The organism is Sorangium sp. So ce375, from assembly GCF_051473855.1.
GTDB lineage: Bacteria > Myxococcota_A > Polyangia > Polyangiales > Polyangiaceae > Sorangium.
This window is the reverse complement of the sequence record NZ_CP150335.1, coordinates 8,550,249-8,571,654: the sequence shown is the minus strand read 5'-3', so window position 1 is coordinate 8,571,654 and position 21,406 is coordinate 8,550,249. Positions and strand designations below refer to the sequence as shown.

Genomic DNA, 21,406 nt, shown 5'->3' with positions numbered 1-21,406 from the left:
ATCCGTGGAACACGTCGGACCCGCCGATATCGAGCTTGCGGCAGGCCGTGTAAAATCATCTCGAGCACCCGCGCCTGGCCGCGCGGGTGCTCGAGGTGATACCCTGGCCGATCGCTCGACGTCGCAGGACAGCGCGATGAGCACGCGGAGCCGGCTGAGGTGCGAAGTCAAGCGGAGCCGGAGCCCCAAGGACAAGTTGCCGGAGACCGCGATCCTCGTCGCCTCGTCGACCTCGCGCGCGCCGCCGGGGACCGCCGCTCGCGGCGCCGCGAGCGCGTAGAGGGGCCGCGCGAACGCCGGCGGGGCGCGGGGCTCACCGCGCGCGGCGCGGGCGAGCGCCTCGTCGAGCTTCACGCGGTAGAGCTTGGCGAGCGGGACGGCGCGAGCGTGGCGTGCGAGCGCACTGGACGCCGCGCCGCCGGCCTGCTCAGAATGCGCGGCCGTGGCTCCCAGCCGACCCAACGAGATCGACAGCGCGCGGGCCTGTGGCCCGCGGCTCGCGGCTCGCGTCTTGCTGACCCGTCGTCCTGGCCGCGCAGCACAGCGGTCGCTGACGGCGAAAGGGCCACGTGTGAAGGAGAAGAACCGGGATGAATGATGCCACATCCAGCTGCGACATCGGCATGATCGGGCTGGCCGTCATGGGCGAGAACGTCGCGCTCAACATGGCCGACCACGGGTTCAAGGTCGCCGTGTACAACCGCACGGTGCAGGTCGCGAAGGACTTCGTCGCGAGGAACCCGAGCACGCCCGGCGGCCTGGTCTACTGCGAGACGCTGAAGGACTTCGTCCGCGCGCTGAAGAAGCCGCGCAAGGCGGTGATCCTTGTCAAGGCCGGTCCGCCGGTGGACATGGTGGTCAAGCAGCTCATCGAGGCCGGCGTCGAGCCGGACGATATCGTCGTCGATCTGGGCAACTCGCTCTGGACCGACACCATCCGCCGGGAGCAGGACTACGCGAAGCAGTGCAAGTTCTTCGGCTCGGGCGTCTCCGGCGGCGAGGTGGGGGCGCGCTTCGGCCCCTCGCTGATGCCCGGCGGCGATCCCGCGTCCTGGCAGCACCTGGAGCCGATCTGGCGAGCGATCGCCGCCAAGGTCGATCCGGCGACCGGCAAGCCGATCGAGGGCGCGGCCCCCGGCAAGCCGGTGGAGGGCGGCGTGCCCTGCACGGCGTACATCGGGCCGAACGGCGCGGGCCATTACGTGAAGATGGTCCACAACGGCATCGAGTACATCGACATGCAGCTCATCTGCGAGGCGTACACGCTCCTCGACGGGCTGCTCGGGATGTCGAAGGACGAGATGTCTCGGGTCTTCTCGGAGTGGAACAGCGGGGATCTCGACTCGTACCTCATCCAGATCACCGCCGATATCCTCCAGCAGAAGGATCCCGTCCAGAAGGACAAGCCGTTCGTCGATTTCGTCCTCGACACGGCGGGGCAGAAGGGCACGGGCAAGTGGACGAGCAGCAACGCGCTCGACATGGGCATTCCTGCGAATGCGATCGCGGAGGCGGTGTTCGCCCGTTGCCTCTCGGCGTTGAAGGACGAGCGCGTCGAGGCCTCGAAGCACCTCTCGGGCCCGATCCCGGCCCCGGTCGCCGACCGCCAGGGGACGATCACGGCGATCCGGGACGCGCTGTACTGCTCGAAGATCTGCGCTTACGCGCAGGGCTTCCAGCTCATGGCGGCGGCGCAGGCGGAGTACAACTGGAAGCTTGATTTCGGCACGATCGCGAGCATCTGGCGCGGCGGCTGCATCATCCGCGCTCGGTTCCTCCAGAAGATCACGGAGGCGTACACGCGCAATCCTCGCCTGACGAACCTGCTGCTCGATCCGTACTTCAACGATCAGATCAAGCAGGGGCAGGCGAACTGGCGCAAGGTGGTGTCGATCGCCGCGCAGAACGGCGTCTGGGCGCCTGCGTTCATGTCGGCCCTTTCGTACTACGACGGGTACCGCGCGGCCCACCTGCCTGCGAACCTCTTGCAGGCGCAGCGCGACTACTTCGGCGCGCACACCTATGAGCGCACGGATCAGCCGCGTGGGAAGTTCTTCCACCTCGACTGGCCGGATCCCTCCCGTCCTCAGCTCGACATCAAGGGCACCGGCGGCGGGCACTGACGCCCGGCGCGATCCCCGTCGCCCTCCCGCTGCCGTCTCCTGTCTCCCGTCTCTCGCCTCATCCTCTTCGGCGCTCGCTCTCCTCCTCGTTCTGGCGTGAACGGGCTCTGGAGCGGCGGTCACCTGCTTCGGATACGGACCCATCTCGACGTTTTCGGTGCTCAGCGCACTGGAGTGCGCTTGCGCGCCGAAAACGCCGATCTGGACCCGTCTCCTGTGCGGGTGACCGCCGCTCTGGGTCCCCTCGGCCCGAGGGGGGAGCGCGAGCTTGCGCGCTCCGCATCACGGCTTGAGCGCCGCCCGGCGGGCGAGGGCGGTCGTCGCGTCTATGCGCGCTAGCAGCGGCAGAGCAGCTGTCGAACGGCCAGGACTGTCGCGCCTGGGGGTTCGCCGGGAGCGGGCGGCGCGGCAGGGGCGAGCGGGGTCTGATGGAGCCTCGCAACTGACGACAACTGACGACAACAGACGAGCAACAGACGAGCGCCGCGAGCAATGAAAAGAAATCATCTGATGCCGTGAGTTTCGGACAGTCAAACGTAAGTTATCGATTTTGTGGGTGATTTGGGCGAGAGAGCCCTTGGAGGGCAGCGTCGTTGACGGCAGAATGGGCGGCGGCAGATCGGGAGGAGCGCCCGCCCATGTCCAACCATCGACGGAACAACACGAGCGACATGCCCCGCTCAGGGAACGTGAAGCAGCTGAGCGCGAGGGAGAGGTGGGAGCTCGCGTGGGTGCGGAGGCTGGGCCTCGAGGACGTGGAGTGGGACGCTGAGCGCTACTGCGAGCACTGCAGAGCGGAGCGAGCCGCCCGAGAGGAGGCCGCCGAGGACATCGCAAAAGCCCCCGGAGGGCGATCCGAATAACTCGACCTCAGGTGAGGCTGATCCGCGGCCGCAGGTTCTGCTCGCGCAGGAACGGCTCGAGGTCGTCCACGATGTCGAGCTGCACCCCCGCCAGGCTCATCGCCGCCGCGATCGTCTGGATCCCCATGCGTCCGAGCTTGTTCATCTCCGGGGGCGGCCGGACGACGATGTGCTCGATCTTGTCGCGCACGTTGAGCCCCCACTGGGTCAGGACCACGCGCGCCTCGCTCTCGTACCGCACCATGAGCGCCATGTCGTAGATGAAGAACGCCCGCTCCCCGGGGCGCATGACGTTCACGAGCCTCTGGTACGCGTCGACCGAGATGAACCGCGCGATGTCGCCCGTCGCCACGGTGTCCCGCAGGAGCTGCACGACCATGCCTGCCGGCTGCGTGATCCACACGCCGACGCTCCCGGAGTCATCGAGCAGGTGCGGCTGCCTGCGGAACGCGAGTCTGCGGTTCGACGGGAGCATCTCTCTAATGACAATAGCCATTCCGGCTACCGGGGCTCGCCCGCGACGACCGGACGCGCCCCGCCAGCCCGACCGGTCCGGCAAGGCCGAAGGGCGCTATGGTTCCACACATCACCGGTCGAGCTCCTTCCAGGGGGTCAACGCTGCGCCATGGTGGTCGCAAAAAACGGATTCGGCCAGAAATGTGTGATCTTGCCGCCCGGGGACCGCCGCGCAGCCAGGCGGACATGGCCTTGGCCGCGCTGAAGCGGCCCCCCGAAGGCAGGACATGGCGAAGGTCGCCGGGCATCCCAGTGCTCCCCGCCTGACCGCTCAACCCGCGCGCCGCCGGGGCCGGCGCCGCCCGCGCCGCGGAGGGAGCGGCGAGGGGAGGCGGCGCGCGTGGCCGATCAGGCGAACAGCGCGGCGCAGGCCGACCCGATGAGGTTGACATGCTCGAGCCGGGTGACCCGGGGCTCGACGCGCGAGCCGACGAGGGTGCGCAGCGTCTCTTGCACCCGCGACGCGTAGCGGGGATCGCCCCAGAAGAGGCTGCCCTCCGCGAGGATACCGACGCCCGGAGGGCTCTCGAGCACGTCGGCGACGGCCGCGAGCGCCGCAGCCACGAGATCGGCCGAGCGCTGGAGCAGGTCACCGGCCACCCGCCGCACATCCCCGGCGCCCTCGTCGCGGAGCCGCACGAGATCCGCGGCGCTCGTCAGGGGGGCATGATCCGGACACAGCCGCCCGAAGAGCCGGGGCAGGTAGGCCCCGGACACCGCCTTCTCGAAGCGCTGCGCCCCGGGGTTCTCGGAGCTCGCGTCGAGCTCCGCGTCGAAGGGCTGGAGGTGCGGAGGGTTGAAGTTGCCGTTCTCGAGGTTGACCGCCATCGGCGCGACGAAGTGCCCCGTCTTGAGCTTCGGGATCCGTCCGGCCGGGAGGAACGTGGCCATGTTGGTCCCCGTCCCCACGATGAGCCCGATGAACGCCCCGGGCTGCGATCCGCCGTGCGCGAAGGCGCCCCCGAGCAGGCTCGCGACCGTGTCGTTCAGCACCCGGACCGGACCGGGACGGAGCCTCCGCGCGCTGAGCGCCCGGCCGAGCCGCTCGCCCACGCAGGTGCCCTCGACCCCAGGGACCTGGACGCCCTTGGTCCAGCGGAGCAGCCGCGCGTCGAGCGACGGCAGCGTCTCCGACGGGTACGAGAAGCAGTACCCCACCGGCAAGCCGTGCACGGCGCCCAGGCGCTCGACGAGCTCCGCCTGCACGTCGAAGAAGGCATCGCCCGCGATCTCCGGCCCGCCCGGGAACTTCGCGGGCTCGGGCCCGGCGACGATGCGCGACACGCCGCCCGGCGAGAGCTCCACGACGGCGGCGCGCAGGTTCGTTCCGCCCGCGTCGACCACCACGGCGCGCCCCGTCATCCCTTCCGGCGGCGGCGCGAGGTAGGCAGGGAGCGCGGCGATCTCGGTGCCGGGCGTGGAGAGACCGAAGACGATGCGCGCCGCGAGCGTGCGGCGGACGTCCTGGAGCTCGGTGAGCGAGAGCTTCATCGGGGGAATGCTTACCCTTGGGCCCCAAAGAAGGAAATAACTTTGCAGGTGAGGCCTCGAGCGTGCTTGGCGTCGCCCTCGCTCGGACGGCAAGGTTGCAGCGCCTCGCCGCTGGGATTGCGCCCTGCGTCACTTGGCAGAGGTAGCTGGAGAGCGGTTGTCGTCCACACCGAAGACGACGGGATAGACCACCGTGGCGACGCTCTTGTGGTCAGCGGCGGAGGGGAATCGGAGGCTGCGGAAGACCTCGAGCACGCAGCCGATGACCTTGGCATCGCGGAGCGGAGGAGCGGGTGACGACGACGGCGTCGCGCCGGGCGATGGCAGCGCGATGAGGAGAGGCGCGTCCGCGGGCGGGCGGTCGGCGTCACCCGCATAGGTGACCTTCCCCTCGCCATCGACGACGAGGTGGACGGGCAGGCGTCCTTCGAGCTTGGGGTTCTGGCGAAGGCCCTTTTCGAAGCAAGCGCGCATCTCGCCGAAGCGCTCCTGGACGACGCTCCGCACGACGTGAGGCGGGATGTGGGCTTTGCCTTTGATCGGCTCATACGGGTTGCTCTTGCAGCGGGCGGCGATGGCCCTCACGACCTTGGCGTCCTGGTCGAGCTCCCGCTCCAGGCCGGCGCGCGCGAGACCGGCGTTCTTGCGATCGCGCGCGTCGAGCGACGCGCGGAGCTTGCGGACCGCGGCGCCGGTCCGGGCGAAGCTCTCCCGGATGTCCCTGGCGCCCTGGGCGAGCTCCGGATCGGAGGCCTGGGCCGCGGCCGCGCGCGCCCAGAGATCGAGCCGATCTGCGATCCTCCCGAGCACGTCGGGCGGGGTGCTCAGGTCGGATTGACGGAGCACCTCGATCATCCGCGAGGCCTTCTGCACCTCCGGGCCGAGCGCCTTGCAGTCGGCGTCGGGCGAGCGCGCGGCGCTGCCCTTCCCGGGCAGGGGGATCGGGGCGCGCTCCGTCGCGGGCGAGCGGGCGGGCGGACGGTCGTTCCCAGGCGAGCGGACAGGCGCCCTCGCCTTGTCGGGCAGGGGGATCGGGGCGCGCTCCTTGGGGGCCGCGGGCGCGTTGTCGCGGGCGCGCTGGCTCCGGGACGGGCGGAGGGCGGCGCGCTCCTTCTGCTCGGGCGCGCGCAGGGCGGCGCGCGCCTCACCGGTCGAGCTCTCCGGGACCGCGCTCGGGGCGGCGACCCTGATGCGCGCGGGGTCGGCGTCGGCGGTCGGCTCCCTCCGAGGCGCCGTCCCGCAGCCCAGCAGGGCATGAACTCCGACGAGGACGAGCCACGCGCTTCGCATCCGTTCCTCCGAGGTGCGTCCGACGTACGAACCGCCGTCTTGATACAGTACACCGGTCCGCACATCGCCCGCCGGCGAAACGGCGGAGCCGTTCCGGGAGGTGGGTTTTCTGACACCGGTGGGAGCTGCGCAGTCGCCGCTCTCCTCCCGGCGGAACGGGCCGGAGGCGGCGTCGGGGCTGCCGCGCGGGCCGGGGATCGTGCAGGATGCAGGGCGCCTCAGGCGGACGTACGCGGGGGGCGGTCGAGGGGATGCAACGTGAACAAGCGTGAGAAGAACGGCCGCGGGGGCGGGAAGGACGATCACGGAAAGGGTGGGGGTGAGCTCGCGGAGTCGGCGCGCGCGCTCGAGCGCGAGCTCCTCCGCTTCGAGGAGCTCGCGGAGTCGGCGCGGCGGCTGTCCCTCGATACGCGCAAGGGGATCGAGCGCGCCGCGAAGTCGACGACCGAGGCCGCCGAGGCGCAGCAGCGCGTGAGCATGGCGCTCGGGTCGCTCATCGCGGCGATCGCCGCGGCGCGGGATCGGCACGAGGCGACCGCCACGGCGCTCGCGGCGCGCGGCGAGGAGATCAAGCGGCGGGCGGAGCAGCTCGGGGAGCTGTTCCAGCGCTTCGCGGCGCTCGGGGAGGAAGGGCGGAGCATCAACCAGCTGGTGCAGGAGACCGCGGCGCGCCAGCGGGACGCGACGACCCCGGAGCAGATCCACGAGGTGGTGGCGGCGATGGACGAGGTGGAAGGGCGCATGGGGCGCCTCGCCGAGGACGCGCGCGCCCTCGCCCAGGCGGCGACGGCCGCGGGGATCGTCGACCTTGCCGAGCAGGCGGACGGGATGCGGCAGCAAGTGATCGCGATGCGGAACAAGGTGGGGCTCCTGCGAAAGGGGATGGTCGCGCGGCTGGGCGGGGGGACGCAGCCGAACTAGAGCGACGGTCACCCGCTTCGGATACGGGCCCACCTCGACGTTTTCGGTGCTCAGCGCACCGGAGTGCGCCTGCGCGCCGAAAACGCCGATCTGGGCCCGTCTCCTGTGCGGGTGACCGCCGCTCTGCTCTGCATGCAACAGAGGTGAACCGCCAAAAACGTCAAGAACATGTTCTGTTCTTGGCGTCTTGGCGGCTCATTTCTGCGCTCGATCGACGAGATCGGGCTTTAAAGCGGACGGCGAGCGGCAGAGCGTGAAGTAATGGTCGAGCGCGGTCTCGCCCTTGAACGCGGCGCCGATCGACACGTCCTTCGAGACCCGACGCATGAAATCACGTGTTCCGTTGTAGACGAAGAACTGGAGTCCTCTGCTGTTGGGGACGACCCGGGGCCAGCCGTCAGGCACGGGGCCGTCAGGGACCTGGAAGTAGTCGATCACGACGGCGCCTCGCTCCTGCCACACAGGATTGCCGGCCGTCGGGACCGCGACGAAGAAGCCCGGGCCGATCCACGGACGCGTGAGTCCCTCGTTGTAGCCGAAGAGCCGGGCGCTGCCGTCCTCGGGCAAGGCAAAACGCTTCTCGAAGGAGCGGAGCGCGGACGGGAGAGGAAGGCTGTTCCTGCCCTCGTGATGAACCGCAACGCGGGGCGGGGTGCCGTCCGGGACGAAGAAGTCGAGCGTGAGCGGGAGCGCGTGGCCCGCGGCGGCATAGAGCGCCCGCTGATCCGCGCGCGTCGTTGTCGACAGGGCGCGGCGGCGCTCCTCGTGCGTCAGGCCGTCGAGGTGCTCGGCGATGCGAGCTATCGGGGCGTTCTGGCGAAGAAGTTGGGCGAGCTCCGACATGGGCCGCGGAGCATAGCAGCGTTCGGCGGGTGCGCAGAGGGCCGGCCTCGCCACGGAGCGAGGCCGGCGGGAGCGAGATGCGATGTCGCGGCGAGCGAGCGTCAGAGGCAGTCGACGGGAGAGCGCAGCAGGTCGGCGGCGCTGTCCGTCAACTCGGCGCCTTCGAGCCCCGCGGCGAAGCGGCCGAAAGCCTGCTCGTCACCGCGCGTCAGCGCGAACGCCGCGCAGACGGCGGCGGGGTGGGCCGAGCGGGCCGCGGGCGAGCGGAGCACCCGGGCGAGGCCCCCCAGCGCCTCCTGGTTGCCGGCCGGCGTGGGCGCGGCGGAGGCCACCACGGCGCGGAGATCCGCGGCGAGGACATCGGAGACGTCGGTCGCGCCGAGCACGCCGGCGAAGAAGGCTCGGAAGGCGGGGAGGGCGGCCGGGTCGAGCCCGTCGAGGTACGTCGCGAGGTGCCGGATCGCGAGAACGCGCGCGCGCACCGAGCTCGCCGCCTGCGCGACCTTGCCCCACGTGCGGAGCGCCGCCTCGGGCGGCAGCATGAACTTGGACAGGTACTGGAGCCGTACGTCGGAGACGCCGCCCGAGGTGAGCCCGGCCTCGAGCGCGGACCAGTCTTCGGCGAACAGCTCTTCGGGCGATACGACGGCGCTGCACGCCGCATAGCTGCCGACGTAGTCGAGCCCATAGCTGTACGGCGCTCCGGCGAAGATGCCGGTGAGCACGCTCGACCACGCGCGGCGGACGTCGGCGTCGAGGCCCGGCTGGCACGCGGCGTCGCACGCCGCGGCGAGCGATACGGCCCTGGCCGCCTCGCCGTCGAGGCCCTCGACGAACGCCTGGAACTCCTCGGGCGCGAGCCCCTCGGGCAGGCCGTCCTGGAGCGCGGCGAGCTGGTGGGCGCCGCCCACGTCGAGGAAGCACGAGACGCCCTCGGGATCCGCGGGGATGCGGCGCGGGGCGAGCGTCGCGACGTAGGTCTCGAGATCGCGATCGGTGCTCAGGAAGGCCCACTCGGGGTGGCGGTCCTGGGGATCGACGACGAGGATCTCGCCCGGGCGCGCGGGCGCGACCTCGACGCGCTCGCCGGGCGCGAGCGTCTGCACGCGGGCCGGGCCGTCGCCGGCCACCCACGCGAGCTCCAGCGGCGCGACGAGCGCGCCCTCCGGGTCGTGCACCGTCACGAAGGCCCCGCCGGAGGGCGCGGGGTCGACCGTGAGCCACGGGAGCGCCTTGGCCACGACCGCGCGCCGCGCGCGCGCCGCCGCCGCGGGGCCGAGCGCCGGCGCGAAGGCGTCGAGGAACTCGTCCGTGCCGACCGTCCCGAAGCGGTGCTCCTCGAGCACCCCGCGGAGCGCCGACCAGAACGCCTCCTCGCCGGCGAGGCTGCGGATCTGGGTGAGCAGCCAGGCGGCTCGGCCATAAGGCCCGCTCGTGTACTTCTCGCCCGGCGCGAGCGACGGATCGCGGATGGCGTCGCCCTCCCGGGGGCCGAGCTCGTCGCCGTTCAGCGTCCCCGTCCCGCTCTCGTCCGTGTAGACGCGGACGCCCTCCTGCTCGAGCAGCGTCGCCATGCCCTCCTTGATCCACAGGTCGTCCCAGGTCTCGAGCGTCACGAGATCGCCGAACCACTGGTGCGCGAGCTCGTGCGTGGTGAGCAGGAGATCCGAGGCGAGCGCGGGCTGCGTGCTCCGCTCCTCGCGCTGGAAGCTGATGCTCGCGTGCTCGACCCCGCCCACGGAGAAGTCCGGCAGGAGCACGAGCGCGTACTTCTCGAAGGGGTACGGCCCGAGCAGCTCCTCGAAGCGGCCGATGGCGCGCGCGAGCTCGTCCACCATCCTGCCGTGATCGCCCGGCAACCCGCGGCGGTGCCAGACCGCGACGGGGAGATCGCCCTTCGCCCCGCGCTCGACCTCGAAGTCGCCGACCGCGAACGCCATGAGGTAGGGCGGCAGCGGGTACGCGGTCTCGTACCGGACGAGGTGGCCCGAAGCCCCGAGATCCTCGTCGCCGACGAGATCGCCGTTGGCGATCATCGCCTCGCCGCCGTCGACGCGCATGGCGACCGAGAAGAAGGCCCGGTCCGAGGGCGCGTTGTGGCACGGCATCCACCGCGACGCGCCGAGCGGCTCCGACACCGTGTAGACGGTGCGTACGGCGACCGGATCGCCCATGCGCGCCGGCACCGCGCGGAGGGCGTCGCCGGAGAGCGCCTCGTAGTCGATCTCGAGCGCGATCGGCGCGCCGCTCATCGCCTCGGGCTCGCTCGAGAGGTCGATCGCGAGCGCCTTCCGCTCCGGATCGAGCGCGTGCGGGAGCGCGGCGCCACCCTTGCGCCGGACCTCCTTCACCTCGGCGACGGCGCTGTCGAGGACGACCGTCCTCGGGCCGTCTCCGGTGAGCGACAGCGTGAGGCCCAGCGTCGCCACGAGGCGGCTCCGCTCCCAGTCGAACTCGCCCTGGAGGTCGTAACGCTCGACGTCGAACGCGCTCCCCTCGAGCGGCGCCGGGCCTTCGCCCGAGCACGCGGCGACGAGCGATCCCAGCAGCAGGCAAGCCACCCGGAACGCTCCGGGCCGGTGTTTCTGGACAGTGAAGTGCATCGGGTTTCCTTCGAGCGGAAGAGGGGATTCATCTCGCGAGGCCGGGCGCTTGCGCTCGGACCCCCCGAGCCCACGGCGGCGCAGCGACGCCTAACTGACCGCGGGACAGTTACAGAACCCGGGCGCGTGGCCAAGCACGGTGAGCGCGCCTGAGGCCGCGTTGAGCGGCTCGGCGATGAAAAAGCGGGGCGCTCGGTCGCCCGCGTCACCGTCGCTCGGCGGCAGGCCGCCGCGCGTGGGCCAGCGCTTCCGGTGTGCGTGATCGCCGCTCCACCGGGCTCGCTCCGCTCCTCTCGCGCGTGCGCGAAGGGCGCGATGATCCGCGCCGCAACCAGCGATGGAGCGCGGAGGGAAGCGCTCTTTCCTTTCCCGCGCGGGAGGGGCCGACGGGGAGCGAGCTCCGTGATCTTCGCGCGGACTTCGCGCGGATCGCGCTTCTCCACGCGCGTGCGGGAAGGGGAGACGCGCGGTGTTGCAGGCGCGCACCCTTGCGCACTCTGGGCGCGAATCGCCTTTCATTTGCAAGGGTTGCGGCGACCTGTGCGAGGATGCTCCCCGCCATGGCACAACACAGAGATGGGTGCGCGCGGGGGCGCTCGTGGGTCGCGCCGCTGGCTGTGGGCGCGGCGCTCGGCGTCGCGCTCGTTCCACGGAGCTCGGCCGCGCAGACGTGGACTGCCGGACGGACGACGCCGGTGCTCCACGAGATCGTCGCGATCGACAGGAGCGGGGAGCCGCGATGGCCTTACGGCCGCGAGGACGTCGCGGGCGACGGCGAGGCGACCTTCGACGCGCCGGAGCGATCGATCGACTTCCGCTCCGCGTACGCGGTCGCCGCCGACGGGCGGTTCTGGGTGCGCGGGTACGTGTCGGGGACGGCCGCGATCGGCAGGGAAGCGACGCTGTTCGTGTTCATCGACACCGACAGGAACCGGCAGACCGGCGGCACGGCCGCGACGGCGGGGATCGACGACCGGTTCACGAACGACGCGTCGCCGGGCGGCTACGAGGTCGTGCTCGGCGTGAAGGGCGACGGCACGCGCGCGGGGGTCTGGTCCTTCGCGGAGCCGTCGGGGCGCTACGAGCCCGTCGAGGTGACGGACGCGCAGATCGCGACCGAAGCGGGGACGGACGTCGACCCCCTGCTGATCAACGAGGCGACGCACGGGTACGCGCAGGCATCCATCGCGCTCGACCTCCTCCTGGGCATCGGCGTGTCGTGCGAGGCGAACCTGTACTTCCGGTCGGTGAACGACGCGGCGGGGCTCGGGCAGGGCGATCTCGACATCGGCCTCTCCGCCCCGTGCGTGGCCGGCGACGCGGACGGCGACCGCGTGCCCGACGTGATCGTCCCGCCCTCGGGCTGCACCCGCGACGCGGACTGCGCCGGCGCGGGCGTCTGCGTGGACGGCGACTGCGTCCTGCCGGTGTCGTGCGTCGACGACGTGGACTGCGACGGGGACGAGGACTGCTCGCCGGACCACCGGTGCGTCCCGACGCCCAGGGACACCTGCACGTCGAACGCCGAGTGCGGCGCTCTCGTGTGCGTCAGCGGGCAGTGCGGCCCGTGCTCGCTGGGGTCGTCCGAGTGCGGCGCGGACCTGCGCTGCGCGCCGACCGGGCGCTGCGTCGACGGCGCGGCGTCGAGCGGCGCGGGCGGTCCGGGCGACCCGGAGCTCCTGCCGGGCGATGCGGTCCAGGGCGGCGCCTGCGCCTGCGCGGCGGGGCCCGCGCCGTACGGAGGGGGAGCCTTGTCGCTGCTCGCCGCCGGCGGGCTCGCGCTCCGGTTGCGGAGGCGCCCGCGCCGCGGACCCGGAGCCGGCCGATGAAGAGGAGATCCATGCGCGCACCGATCCTCGCCGCCACCGCCTGCGCTGCCTGCGCGATCCTCGCCGCCGCGACGACCGCGTCGGCGCAGAGCACGGACATCGACGTCGAGCGCTTCAAGCCGGCCGTCACGCACGACGCCTTCGTCGTCACCGAGGGCTCCGGCGTCCGCGAGCCCGGCGATCCATGGGAGTTCGGGCTGTTCCTGAACTACGCCCACAATCCGCTGATCGTCGCGACGGGCGACGGCAAGGTGCGGAGCCAGATCGTGAGCGGCCGCCTGGGGGCCGATCTCATGGCCTCGGTCACGATCGCCGAGCCGTTCGCGCTCGGCCTCGACGTCCCGTTCTTCCTCGCGCAGTCGGGCGAGGGCTCGCCGTCGTTCGCGGGCCTCGGCGACATCCGGCTCGTGCCGAAGCTGCGCCTGCTCGACGACCGCGACTCCATCGGCCTCGGCCTCGTGGCCGAGCTGCGCGTGCCCACGCACACCGGCGATTTCGCGGGCGGCGCGCGCAACGTCGTGTTCTGGCCGCGCATCGTGCTCGATCACCGGTTCGCGCCCGGCCTCAGGTTCGGCGTCAACGCGGGCGTCGCCATCCGCGAGGGGACGACGTACGCGAACGTCGAGGCGGCGAGCGAGCTGACGTACGCCGCGGCGCTCGGCTACCGCTTCGGCGGCATCGGCGGGAAGGTCGAGATCGGCGCCGAGGCGAACGGCGGTATCGGCATCGCCGCGGACGACCTGAACGAGGAAGAGACGCCGCTCGAGGCGCTCGGCTACGTGAAGATCAACCCGAGCGAGGAGTGGGAGATCAGCGCGGGCCCGGGGATCGGCGCGCTGGCCGGCTACGGCGTGCCGATCTTCCGCGTGTTCGCGGGCGTGAAGTACACGCCGACCTCGCACGACAGGGATCACGACGGCGTCGACGACGAGCGTGACCAGTGCCCCGACGTCGCGGAGGATCGCGACGGCGACTACGACAGCGACGGCTGCCCCGAGGAGGACGCCGACGACGATCACGACGGCGTGTCGAACGCGGACGACGAGTGCCCGGACGAGAAGGAGACGATCAACGGCGTCGAGGACGACGACGGCTGCCCCGACAAGGGCGAGCCGCGGGTCCAGTACGAGCAGGGCGAGTTCGTGATGCGGGATACGATCCGCTTCCGGACAGGCTCGGCCGAGCTCGAGCCGGAGTCGTACAAGACCCTCGATCAGGTGGCGCTCGTCATGAAGGCGAACCCCGAGATCGAGCGGCTGCGGGTGGAGGGGCACACCGACGAGACCGGCGCGCCCGAGCTGAACCAGGAGCTGAGCCAGCAGCGCGCCGAGACGGTCCGCAAGTACCTGATCCAGAAGGGCGTCAGCCCGGGCCGGCTCACGGCCGAGGGCTTCGGGTCGGACAGGCCGCTGGCCGAGGGCAACGACCCGGCGAGCCTGGCGAAGAACCGCCGCGTGGAGTTCGTGATCGACGAGTGAGGCGCGCTCGCCCGGGGGCGCGTCGCGCTCCCGGGCGTCGCGGCTGGCCCTGGCGGCGCTTGGGGCAGCAACCGGTGCGCCCGGCGGCCGCCGCGCCTCGGGCAGCAACGGTGCGCCGGGCGGCCGCCGCGCCTCGGCGGCCGCGCGTCAGAAGCGGCCCTGGAGCCCCAGCCCGCCGCCGGTCGTCCCGACGACAGGCGTGACCACGATCCGCGCCGCCGCGGGCTCCGCGTCGCCGAGCGACGTCACGAACAGCGCGACGCCGGCCGCGAGCCCGACCCCGCCGACGATGAAGCCGACGTTGGACAGCCTCGCGGCGCTCTGGGCGTCGTCGACCAGCGCCACGCCGCGGGCGTCGCAGAGCGCCTCGGTCCGGCAGTGCTCGTCCTGGGCCCGGTTCCACCGCGAGCTGGCGAGGAGCCCGAAGATCGAGCCCGTCACGACGCCGGCGACGCCGACGCCGCCTGCCACGAAGGAGAGGGTTCGGCGGGTGCCGGCGCCGCCGTCGCCGTTGCCGCCCGACGGCTGCAGCGGCGCAGCGGTCGGCGACGTCGACGGCGACGGGGCCGCCGCGGTCGCCGCGGGGTCGTCCTCGAGCGGGGGGACCTCGACCGTGACGACCTGACCGGGGCCGGCCGTCTGCACCTCGACCGAGAACGGCCTCTTGCCGGGCGCGGTCGCCTCGACGCGGTGCTTGCCCGGATCGACCGGGAGCGGCGCGCCCCACGCGCCTGCGTCGAGGACCGCGCCGTTGCGCCGCACGACGAGCCCGTCCGCCGGCGTGGTCACCGCGATGGCGAGGCGCTCCAGCTTCTTCTCCAGATCCGCCGCGCGGCGCGCCGCCTTCGCCTCGCGGTCGGCCTGGCCGGCGCGGCTCGCCATGTCCGCCGCCTCGCGGAACGCCGCCCAGGCGCTCGCGGAGCGGCCGAGCCGCTCGAGGCAGTCCGCCAGGTTCCACTGGGTGCCGTAGCCCGGGTCGAGCCGCTGGCTCGCCGCGAACTTGGGGCACGCCTCGGCGAGCTGGCCCTTCGCGACGAGATCGCGCCCCTCGCGGAAGAGCGCCTCGGCCGCAGCCGCCTGGTCCGCGGAGGGCTCAGCGCGGGCGACGCCCGCGCCGAGCGACAGGAGCGCGGCGACACACCACGCGACGCGGCTATTTCCTCGATGTCTCGTCATCGTCATTCCTCGGGGGCCTGGGGGGCGGCGCCGGCCTCTGCGCGGGCGGCCTCTGCGCGGGCGGGCGAGCGACGGCGCTCGCCGACGCCGACGCGGCGACACGCGCGGTCGTCGCAGCAGAGGGCGCCGCCTCGGGCGTCGACGAGGCCGCGGCGAGCGGATCCCCCGGCGTCGGCGCGTCGGCATGCGGCGGCTCGGCCTCGGTGTGCGGCGCCGGCGTGGCCGGGGCGCCCGCGGACGGCGGCGGTGGCTCGGCCTCGGCGCGCGGGGGCGGCGCCGGTTCGGCCGAGGGCGCGGCCGGCGGCGCGCCGCGCACCGCGAGGAGGTAGGCGCCCACCCCGCCCGCGAGCGCGGCGCCCAGCAGGCCGCCGGCGAGGAGGGCGACGGGCGGGCGCGACGCCGGGCGCTCGGGGCGGCTCGACAGCCTCACGCTGGTGGCGGGCGCCGTGGCCGACAGCGCATGCGGTCCGGTGTGCGCGCCCGACGGGCGCCCCGCGGCGTCGAAGGGAGCGGCCGACGCGCGCTGCGGGGTCGAGGCGCCGCCGAACGGCCCGCTCGAAGCGTGCGGGGCGCCCGGGGCGGCGCCGAACGACGGGCTCGACGCGCGCGGCGGGGTCAGGGCGGCGCCGAACGGCCCGCTCGACGCGTGCGGCGGGGTCGAGGCGCCGCCGAACGACGCGCGCGACGCGCGCGTGGCGGCGTCGAGCGGCACGAGCATCGCCTCGACGATCGCCTCGCCGCCCGGCAGGAACGCGCGCAGCGCGGCCGCGAGCTCGCCGGCGCTCCCGATGCGGCCCGCCGGATCGATGACCAGCGTCCGGTGCACGAGGTGGGCGACCTCCGGCGGCACCCACGGCGCGATCTCCTGGATCCAGCGCACCGGCGTCGTGCAGATGGCCAGGACGAGGTCTCCGAGGCCGGTCAGGTGCTCGTTGGGCCGATGGCCCGTGAGGGCGTGGTACAGGCTGATGCCGAGCGACCAGATGTCCGAGCGCGCGTCGATGACGCCGCTGCCGCGCGCCTGCTCGGGCGACATGTAGAGGGGGGAGCCGAGGAGCGCGCCGCTCTTCGTCATCCCGCCGTTGCCGAGGCTGTTGTCCGTCACCTTGGCGACGCCGAAGTCGAGCACCTTGATCACGCGCTGGCCGCCCTGCTTCCTCGCGAGGAACAGGTTCGCCGGCTTGATGTCGCGGTGGACGACGCCCGCCTCGTGCGCGCGCTCGAGCCCGAGGCACGCCTGCAGACCGATGCGGAGCGCGAGATCGACCGGGAGCGGGCCGAGCCGCTCGATGAGGGCCTGCACGTCCTCGCCCTCGAGGAACTCCATCGCGATGTACGGCGCGCCGGTCTCGCGGTCGCGCCCGGTGTCGAACACCTGCGCGATGTGCTCCGACTCGACCGCGCCGACCGCGCGCGCCTCGCGCTGGAAGCGGCGGAGGAGGTCGTCGTCCGCGGCCTGGCCGAGGATGACCTTCACCGCGACGCGGCGGCCCGTGCCCGCGTGCCGCGCCTCGTACACGGCGCCCATCCCGCCCTGGCCGAGCAGCCGGATCATCGTGTAGCGGTCGTCGAGGGTTCGACCGATCATGACGCGAGGCCCGAGCCGTCGGCGCCGGCCCTCGCGCGCGACACGCCCGCTCGGTCGAGGACCGCCCGGCGGTCCGGCTGCGGGGGGGCGCCCGCGGCGAGCGTGTCGGCCATGTGGGAGGCGGCTGGGAGGGGAGCCCTCTTCACGGCCGCAGGCTAGAGCACCTCTGCCCCCGCGTCATCCCTCGCCACATATCTTGCACCAGGGCAGCCTGACGAGCGTGTGGTGCGATGTCTCGAACGTCGCGAGGTCCTGGATCAGGAACCGGCCCCCGAGCCTGGACGGCGTGTATGCCGAGAGCACCTTGAGGGCCTCCATCGCCACGAGGTGGCCGAGCAGCTGCACCATCGTCCCGGCGTGCGGCGCGGGCTCGGCCGGGGAGCGCGCCGCGGGCAAGGGGTTGAGCGCCTCGGTCGTCGCGCAGACCCGGCACGCCGTCTTCCCCGGGAACACGAGGGGGCCGAGGACGGCCGTCGTCCCCGCGAAGTGCGAGAAGAGCGAGACGATCCGCGCGCGATGGCCGAACCGCGCGACGCGCTCCAGGAGCTCCGCGTCGTCGCCGCGGACCGCCGCGACGAGGAGGTGAGGGCGCTCCTCCGGCGAGAGGAGGTCGTCCCCCTCCAGCGCGGCGAGGGAGCCCTCGTCCACCCGGCAGAGCGGCGCGTGCTCGCGGATCAGCGCGGCCACGGCGCCGCGGCGGGGCGCGCCGATCGCCGCCTCGCCGCGCGCGCGGACCACCGCGACGTCGCGCGGGCCGACAGCGCCGCCGTCGAGCAGCCGGAGCGCGGAGATGCCGGCCCCCGCGAGCGCCAGGGCGGCCGAGGCGCCCCAGGGCTCGAGGCCCACCACGAGCACGCGCGCGTTCGCGATCCGCTGCGCCGCCTGATCGGGGGCCGAGGACCACCTGCGGAGGAACTCGCGCTGCCCGTCGAGGCGCTCGCCCTCGCCGGACGGCGCGTGGTCGGGCACCGGCTCGATCAGCCCGCGCGCCTCGAGCAGGTCGAGGAACGCCGTCACGCTCTTCCGCGAGTAGTCCGCGAGCGCCTCGACGAGCGCCTCCCGGTCGCGCGACCCGTCGAGCAACGGGACCATCCGCTCGACGAACGCGCTCACGTCCAGGCCGGTGAGCTGGAAGGTGCCGAGATCGGAGCGGAGGATGACGCCCACGTCGGTGGGTGTGATGCTGGCCGAGCGGCTGAGTCGAATGCTGGGCATGATGCTCTCCGACGCTTCTGGTTCAGGCACGCTAGGGCCCCTTCCGGCTCTCGGCCGGCGTGGGCTGACCGATGCAGACGACGTACATGGTGTCCTCCTCGGCCGGGAGCGCCAGGAAGGCTTTGAGCTCCTCGTCGTAAAATCCGCCGATCCCCACAGGGCCGAGGCCCATGGCCGTCGCGACGAGATAGAGATTCTGACCGACGTGCCCGGCGTCCAGCCACAGGAAGCGATATCCGCGCTGGCCGTATTTACACATCGTGCGGAACGGGACCGCCGTGATGATGACCACGACATTGGTGTTCAGGATCATGTCCTGAGCCAACGTGAGATCCACGAGCGTGGCGTGCGCGAGGCCTTCCCGGCGGAGCTCGAGCTCGTGCGCGCGGGGGTCGTAGTGGTGCAGGCCGTCCGGGACCCCCTCGACGGCCTGCGTCGCGACGTAGATCTCGAGCGGATACCGAGCGCCGGCCGAGGGCACGGGGCGATCGCAGCTCCACTCCCCGTCGACGTTGCGCATGCCGCGGACGCCGTAGCTCGCGTGAAGGAGCCGCCCGAGCGTCTCGATGGGCATCGGCCTGAGGGCGAACTCGCGGTGCGAGCGCCGTTGCTCCAGCACCGCGCCGAGCGGGGCGTCGATCGCGAAATCGCGCCCGGGCAGCGGCGTGCGCGTCGAGCCGACGTAGGTGCGGAAGCGGAGCGGCTGGAGATCCGCGTCGAACGGCGGCTCCAGCGGCCGCGCCCTCACGTGGGAGGACTGGAGATGATAGAGCCGCGCGACGTCCGCTTCTTTGCTCCTTGCCATGGTGTCCTCTCTCAGGCCATCGGGTGCGGGTCAGGGTTGATGCCGTGGGGGGCCATCGATCGAAGGCGCGGGTTGCCGAGCTGGGCGAGCTCGTGGCCGAAATGGATCTGCTGGAAATAGGGCCCGACGGCCCGGGCGACGCGGAAGGGGGTCGCCGCGAGATCGGGCGACGTCACGTCCACGATCGCGATGCGCAGCCCCGCGGCCTGCACGCGCCGGGTGAGCTCGGACGGAGAGACCTCCTCGGGCTCCTCCAGCTCGGCGGCGGTCACCGTGCCTCCTTCGCGGAGGAAGGCGAACGCCGCGGCGCGGCTCGGGGGGAGGTAGTAGACCGCGTGATCCTCGAGCGTGAGCACGTCCTCGGGCCGCTCGGGGATGGCGACGGCCTCACCCATCATCAGGCGGAAGATGTAATGGCATATCTGGCCTTGCTCCAGGATGGCTTTCGTGATCGCGGTGAGGGGGCTCAGGTGGGCGGAGATCGAGACCACCGCGCCGGGCCAGCGCTTGCCGTCGCCGTAACCCACGCACATCACCACGGGGACGGACACGCCCCCGTCGAGGAGATACAGCTCGATCCGAGCGCCGCGCTCCTCGAGCTGCCGGGCGATCTCGTGCACCTCGGGATCGATCGAGTCGTCGGGCAAGATCCGTCGCGCTGGCCGGCGAGCGAGCCATGAGATCATGAACGCGTCGCGCTCGATGAGCTCGAGCGCGGCCCCCATCGCGGCGTCCTCGAGCGTCGCGCCCGCGGCGAGCCCGTTCGAGGTCACCTGGCAGAAGTGGGCGTCGTGCCCTCCGCAGTAGTTGAAGTAGGTCGGGAGCGCCGGCACGTGCACGGGCGCGCCCGTGTCCATCCAGCGCCCGAGGGCCCAGTCGATCGGCGCGGCCTTGTCGACCCGCACGAACGGGAATCCGGGCTTTGCATACTGCTCCTCGTTGTAGAAACAGAGCTGCTCCGGAGCGATGAAGTCGCCTGTCATCCCGGCGACCGAGGAGCGAAGGAGCTCCTTCCGGTTGACGATCTCGGCGGAGTAGCGCTCGACGGCCTCGCCGGTCGCCCTGATCAGGGCCTCGACGGCCGTGAAGCCCTTTCCGGTGCCGGCCTGCGGCTCGTGCGAGCGGTGAGCGTGCGGGGAGCCGTCGGTGTACTCGCTGAGGACCGCCGCGGCCGTGATGGGCGCTTGCGGGGCGAGCGCCGGGCTCGTCGCGTCCAGCGTGAGGCGGCGGACGATGCCTGCCCGCGCGTCGACGACGCCGGCGAGCATTCGCCGGAGCTCCGCGGGATCGCGGGCCTCGTGGAGGCGCGTGGTCGAGCCCCGGCGCGCGCTCGGCGCGCGGGCGGCGGCGCCGCCGCAGACCGGGCACCAGGGCATCTGCAGGACGGCGTGGAGCGACGCCTCCGGATCGACGAGGTTCTGGACGATGAAGCGGCCCGCGAGCCGCGACGCGGCCCGGTTCACGAGCAGATCGACGGCCGCGAGCGCGACGGCGTGGCCCAGGAACGCCGGCATCGGCGCGAGGTAGGTGCGCGCGCGGCGCCCTGGGCGCGCGGCGAGGAGCGACGCCTGGAGCGCGTGATCCGCCTCGGGCCGATCGCTGGTCCCGAGCCTCCGCAGACGGCAGCAGTTCCAGCACGCGGTCTCTCCCGGCACGACGGCCGGGCCGATCACCGCGTCGAGCCCCTCGATGTGCGCGCTGAGCGACAGGGTGGAGGCCGCGTCGGCGAAGCGGGCGACGCCCTGGAGGACGAGGAGCTCATCGCCCGAGACGCAGGCGAGGATGAGGTCCCAGCCGGTGTCCTCCTGGACGATCGGGCGATCTGCAGCGGCGAGCAGCGTTCCGGGCGTGACCGCGCAGCCGGGGGCGGTGCGCGACAGCGCGAGGGAGAGCGAGCGCGCGCGATCCTCCCCGAGATCCGCCTCGGCGAAGGGGCCGAGATCGTCGGTCGTGACCTCCCTGTCGTCGAGGACGTGGAGCGCGCCGACGCCCAGGCGCGCGAGCTCGATGGCCGCGACGGCGCCCCACGGTTCGAGCCCGACCACGAGGACGCGCGAGCGCGCGAGCTTCTCGTGCGCTTCCGTCGGCGCAGGCGGGGCGGTCCCCTCGAGCGAGGGAGCGGTGGTCGCTGAGCTGGGCAGTTGAGTGGCCACGCGAGATCTCCAGGAAAGGGCAGCACGGCGGCGCCTCGACGAGCGCCGTCCTGCACCTTCGGTAAAGAGGTTCAACTCTGGTGCTCGGGGAGTGGGGCCCCGACAGGGAAAGAAGAGAAGAAGCTCGCGGGCTCACCACGATCGCGCGACGTCGCGCGATCGTGGTGAGCCCGGGAAGACGGGAAGGTGCCTTTCTCGATCCCTCGCGCTCCTCGTCTCCCTCCAGAGCTCTATTGCTCGGCCTTGGCCAGCCTCAGGGCTAGCTGCAGCGACACCTGCCGCCGCAGCGACAGCCGCCGCCGCAACGGCAGCTGCAACGGCAGCTGCAACGGCAGCTACAACGGCAGCTACAGCTACAGCTACAGCTACAGCTGCAATTGCAGCTACAGCTACAGTTGCAGCTACAGTTACAGCTACAACTGCAGCTACAGCTGCAGTTGCGGCTGGTCGGATTCGCTACTGCCACCTCATCCAGCCTGGCCGACAGTTCGTCGATGGCATTGCGGATCTCG

At 72.5% G+C, this 21,406-nt stretch carries 15 protein-coding genes; 5 read left to right on the top strand and 10 right to left on the bottom strand.

Annotation, left to right across the window (positions count from 1 at the left end; all coding sequences use genetic code 11):
- Positions 1-590: 590 nt before the first annotated feature.
- Both gndA and WME90_RS31745 read left to right on the top strand, forming a co-directional pair.
- Entirely contained in the window at positions 591-2,123 is a 1,533-nt protein-coding gene (gndA, locus tag WME90_RS31750) for an NADP-dependent phosphogluconate dehydrogenase (protein WP_437275780.1), read from the top strand.
- Positions 2,124-2,761: 638 nt separating this feature from the next.
- A complete protein-coding gene (locus tag WME90_RS31745) occupies positions 2,762-2,986 on the top strand; it encodes a hypothetical protein (protein ID WP_437275779.1) in 225 nt (74 codons plus the stop codon).
- Between the two features lie 7 nt (positions 2,987-2,993).
- Here the strand turns inward: WME90_RS31745 and WME90_RS31740 are convergent, their stop codons facing one another.
- From WME90_RS31740 to WME90_RS31730, 3 genes are all read right to left on the bottom strand, one after another.
- Positions 2,994-3,461 (bottom strand): hypothetical protein, encoded by a 468-nt coding sequence (locus WME90_RS31740; protein WP_437275778.1) that lies wholly within the window; start codon positions 3,459-3,461, stop codon positions 2,994-2,996.
- A gap of 389 nt (positions 3,462-3,850) precedes the next feature.
- Positions 3,851-4,993: a hypothetical protein gene (locus WME90_RS31735; RefSeq protein WP_437275777.1), complete on the bottom strand. Its 1,143-nt coding sequence runs from the start codon at positions 4,991-4,993 to the stop codon at positions 3,851-3,853.
- Between the two features lie 129 nt (positions 4,994-5,122).
- Entirely contained in the window at positions 5,123-6,283 is a 1,161-nt protein-coding gene (locus tag WME90_RS31730) for a hypothetical protein (RefSeq protein WP_437275776.1), read from the bottom strand.
- Between the two features lie 258 nt (positions 6,284-6,541).
- On the opposite strand from WME90_RS31730, the gene WME90_RS31725 reads away from it, so the two are divergent.
- Positions 6,542-7,204 carry a hypothetical protein gene (locus WME90_RS31725; RefSeq protein WP_437275775.1) on the top strand — a complete coding sequence of 221 codons (663 nt, stop codon included), beginning with the start codon at positions 6,542-6,544 and terminating at the stop codon, positions 7,202-7,204.
- A 195-nt stretch (positions 7,205-7,399) separates the two neighbouring features.
- On the opposite strand, the gene WME90_RS31720 is transcribed toward WME90_RS31725, so the two are convergent.
- A complete protein-coding gene (locus tag WME90_RS31720) occupies positions 7,400-8,047 on the bottom strand; it encodes a hypothetical protein (RefSeq protein WP_437275774.1) in 648 nt (215 codons plus the stop codon).
- Between the two features lie 101 nt (positions 8,048-8,148).
- Complete coding sequence (locus WME90_RS31715) at positions 8,149-10,650, bottom strand: M1 family aminopeptidase (protein WP_437275773.1); 2,502 nt, start codon at positions 10,648-10,650, stop codon at positions 8,149-8,151.
- 560 nt (positions 10,651-11,210) lie between these two features.
- Between WME90_RS31715 and WME90_RS31710 the strand changes: the two genes are divergently transcribed.
- Together WME90_RS31710 and WME90_RS31705 are read left to right on the top strand one after the other, a co-directional pair.
- Positions 11,211-12,479 (top strand): hypothetical protein, encoded by a 1,269-nt coding sequence (locus tag WME90_RS31710; protein ID WP_437275772.1) that lies wholly within the window; start codon positions 11,211-11,213, stop codon positions 12,477-12,479.
- 11 nt (positions 12,480-12,490) lie between these two features.
- Positions 12,491-13,957 (top strand): OmpA family protein, encoded by a 1,467-nt coding sequence (locus tag WME90_RS31705; RefSeq protein WP_437275771.1) that lies wholly within the window; start codon positions 12,491-12,493, stop codon positions 13,955-13,957.
- A 147-nt stretch (positions 13,958-14,104) separates the two neighbouring features.
- Here the strand turns inward: WME90_RS31705 and WME90_RS31700 are convergent, their stop codons facing one another.
- The 5 genes from WME90_RS31700 to WME90_RS31680 form a co-directional block, all read right to left on the bottom strand.
- Positions 14,105-15,133, bottom strand: a complete 1,029-nt coding sequence (locus tag WME90_RS31700; RefSeq protein WP_437275770.1) for a hypothetical protein — start codon at positions 15,131-15,133, stop codon at positions 14,105-14,107.
- A complete protein-coding gene (locus tag WME90_RS31695; RefSeq protein ID WP_437275769.1) occupies positions 15,111-16,721 on the bottom strand; it encodes a protein kinase domain-containing protein in 1,611 nt (536 codons plus the stop codon). Before WME90_RS31695 ends, WME90_RS31700 begins: the two co-directional genes overlap by 23 nt.
- A gap of 177 nt (positions 16,722-16,898) precedes the next feature.
- Positions 16,899-17,936, bottom strand: coding sequence for a TOMM precursor leader peptide-binding protein (locus tag WME90_RS31690; protein ID WP_437275768.1), 1,038 nt, complete (start codon positions 17,934-17,936; stop codon positions 16,899-16,901).
- 31 nt (positions 17,937-17,967) lie between these two features.
- The gene (locus WME90_RS31685; protein WP_437275767.1) at positions 17,968-18,741 is read right to left on the bottom strand and encodes a SagB/ThcOx family dehydrogenase; all 774 of its coding nucleotides are present in this window, start codon (positions 18,739-18,741) and stop codon (positions 17,968-17,970) included.
- Between the two features lie 11 nt (positions 18,742-18,752).
- Entirely contained in the window at positions 18,753-20,894 is a 2,142-nt protein-coding gene (locus WME90_RS31680) for a TOMM precursor leader peptide-binding protein (RefSeq protein WP_437275766.1), read from the bottom strand.
- Positions 20,895-21,406: the final 512 nt, after the last annotated feature.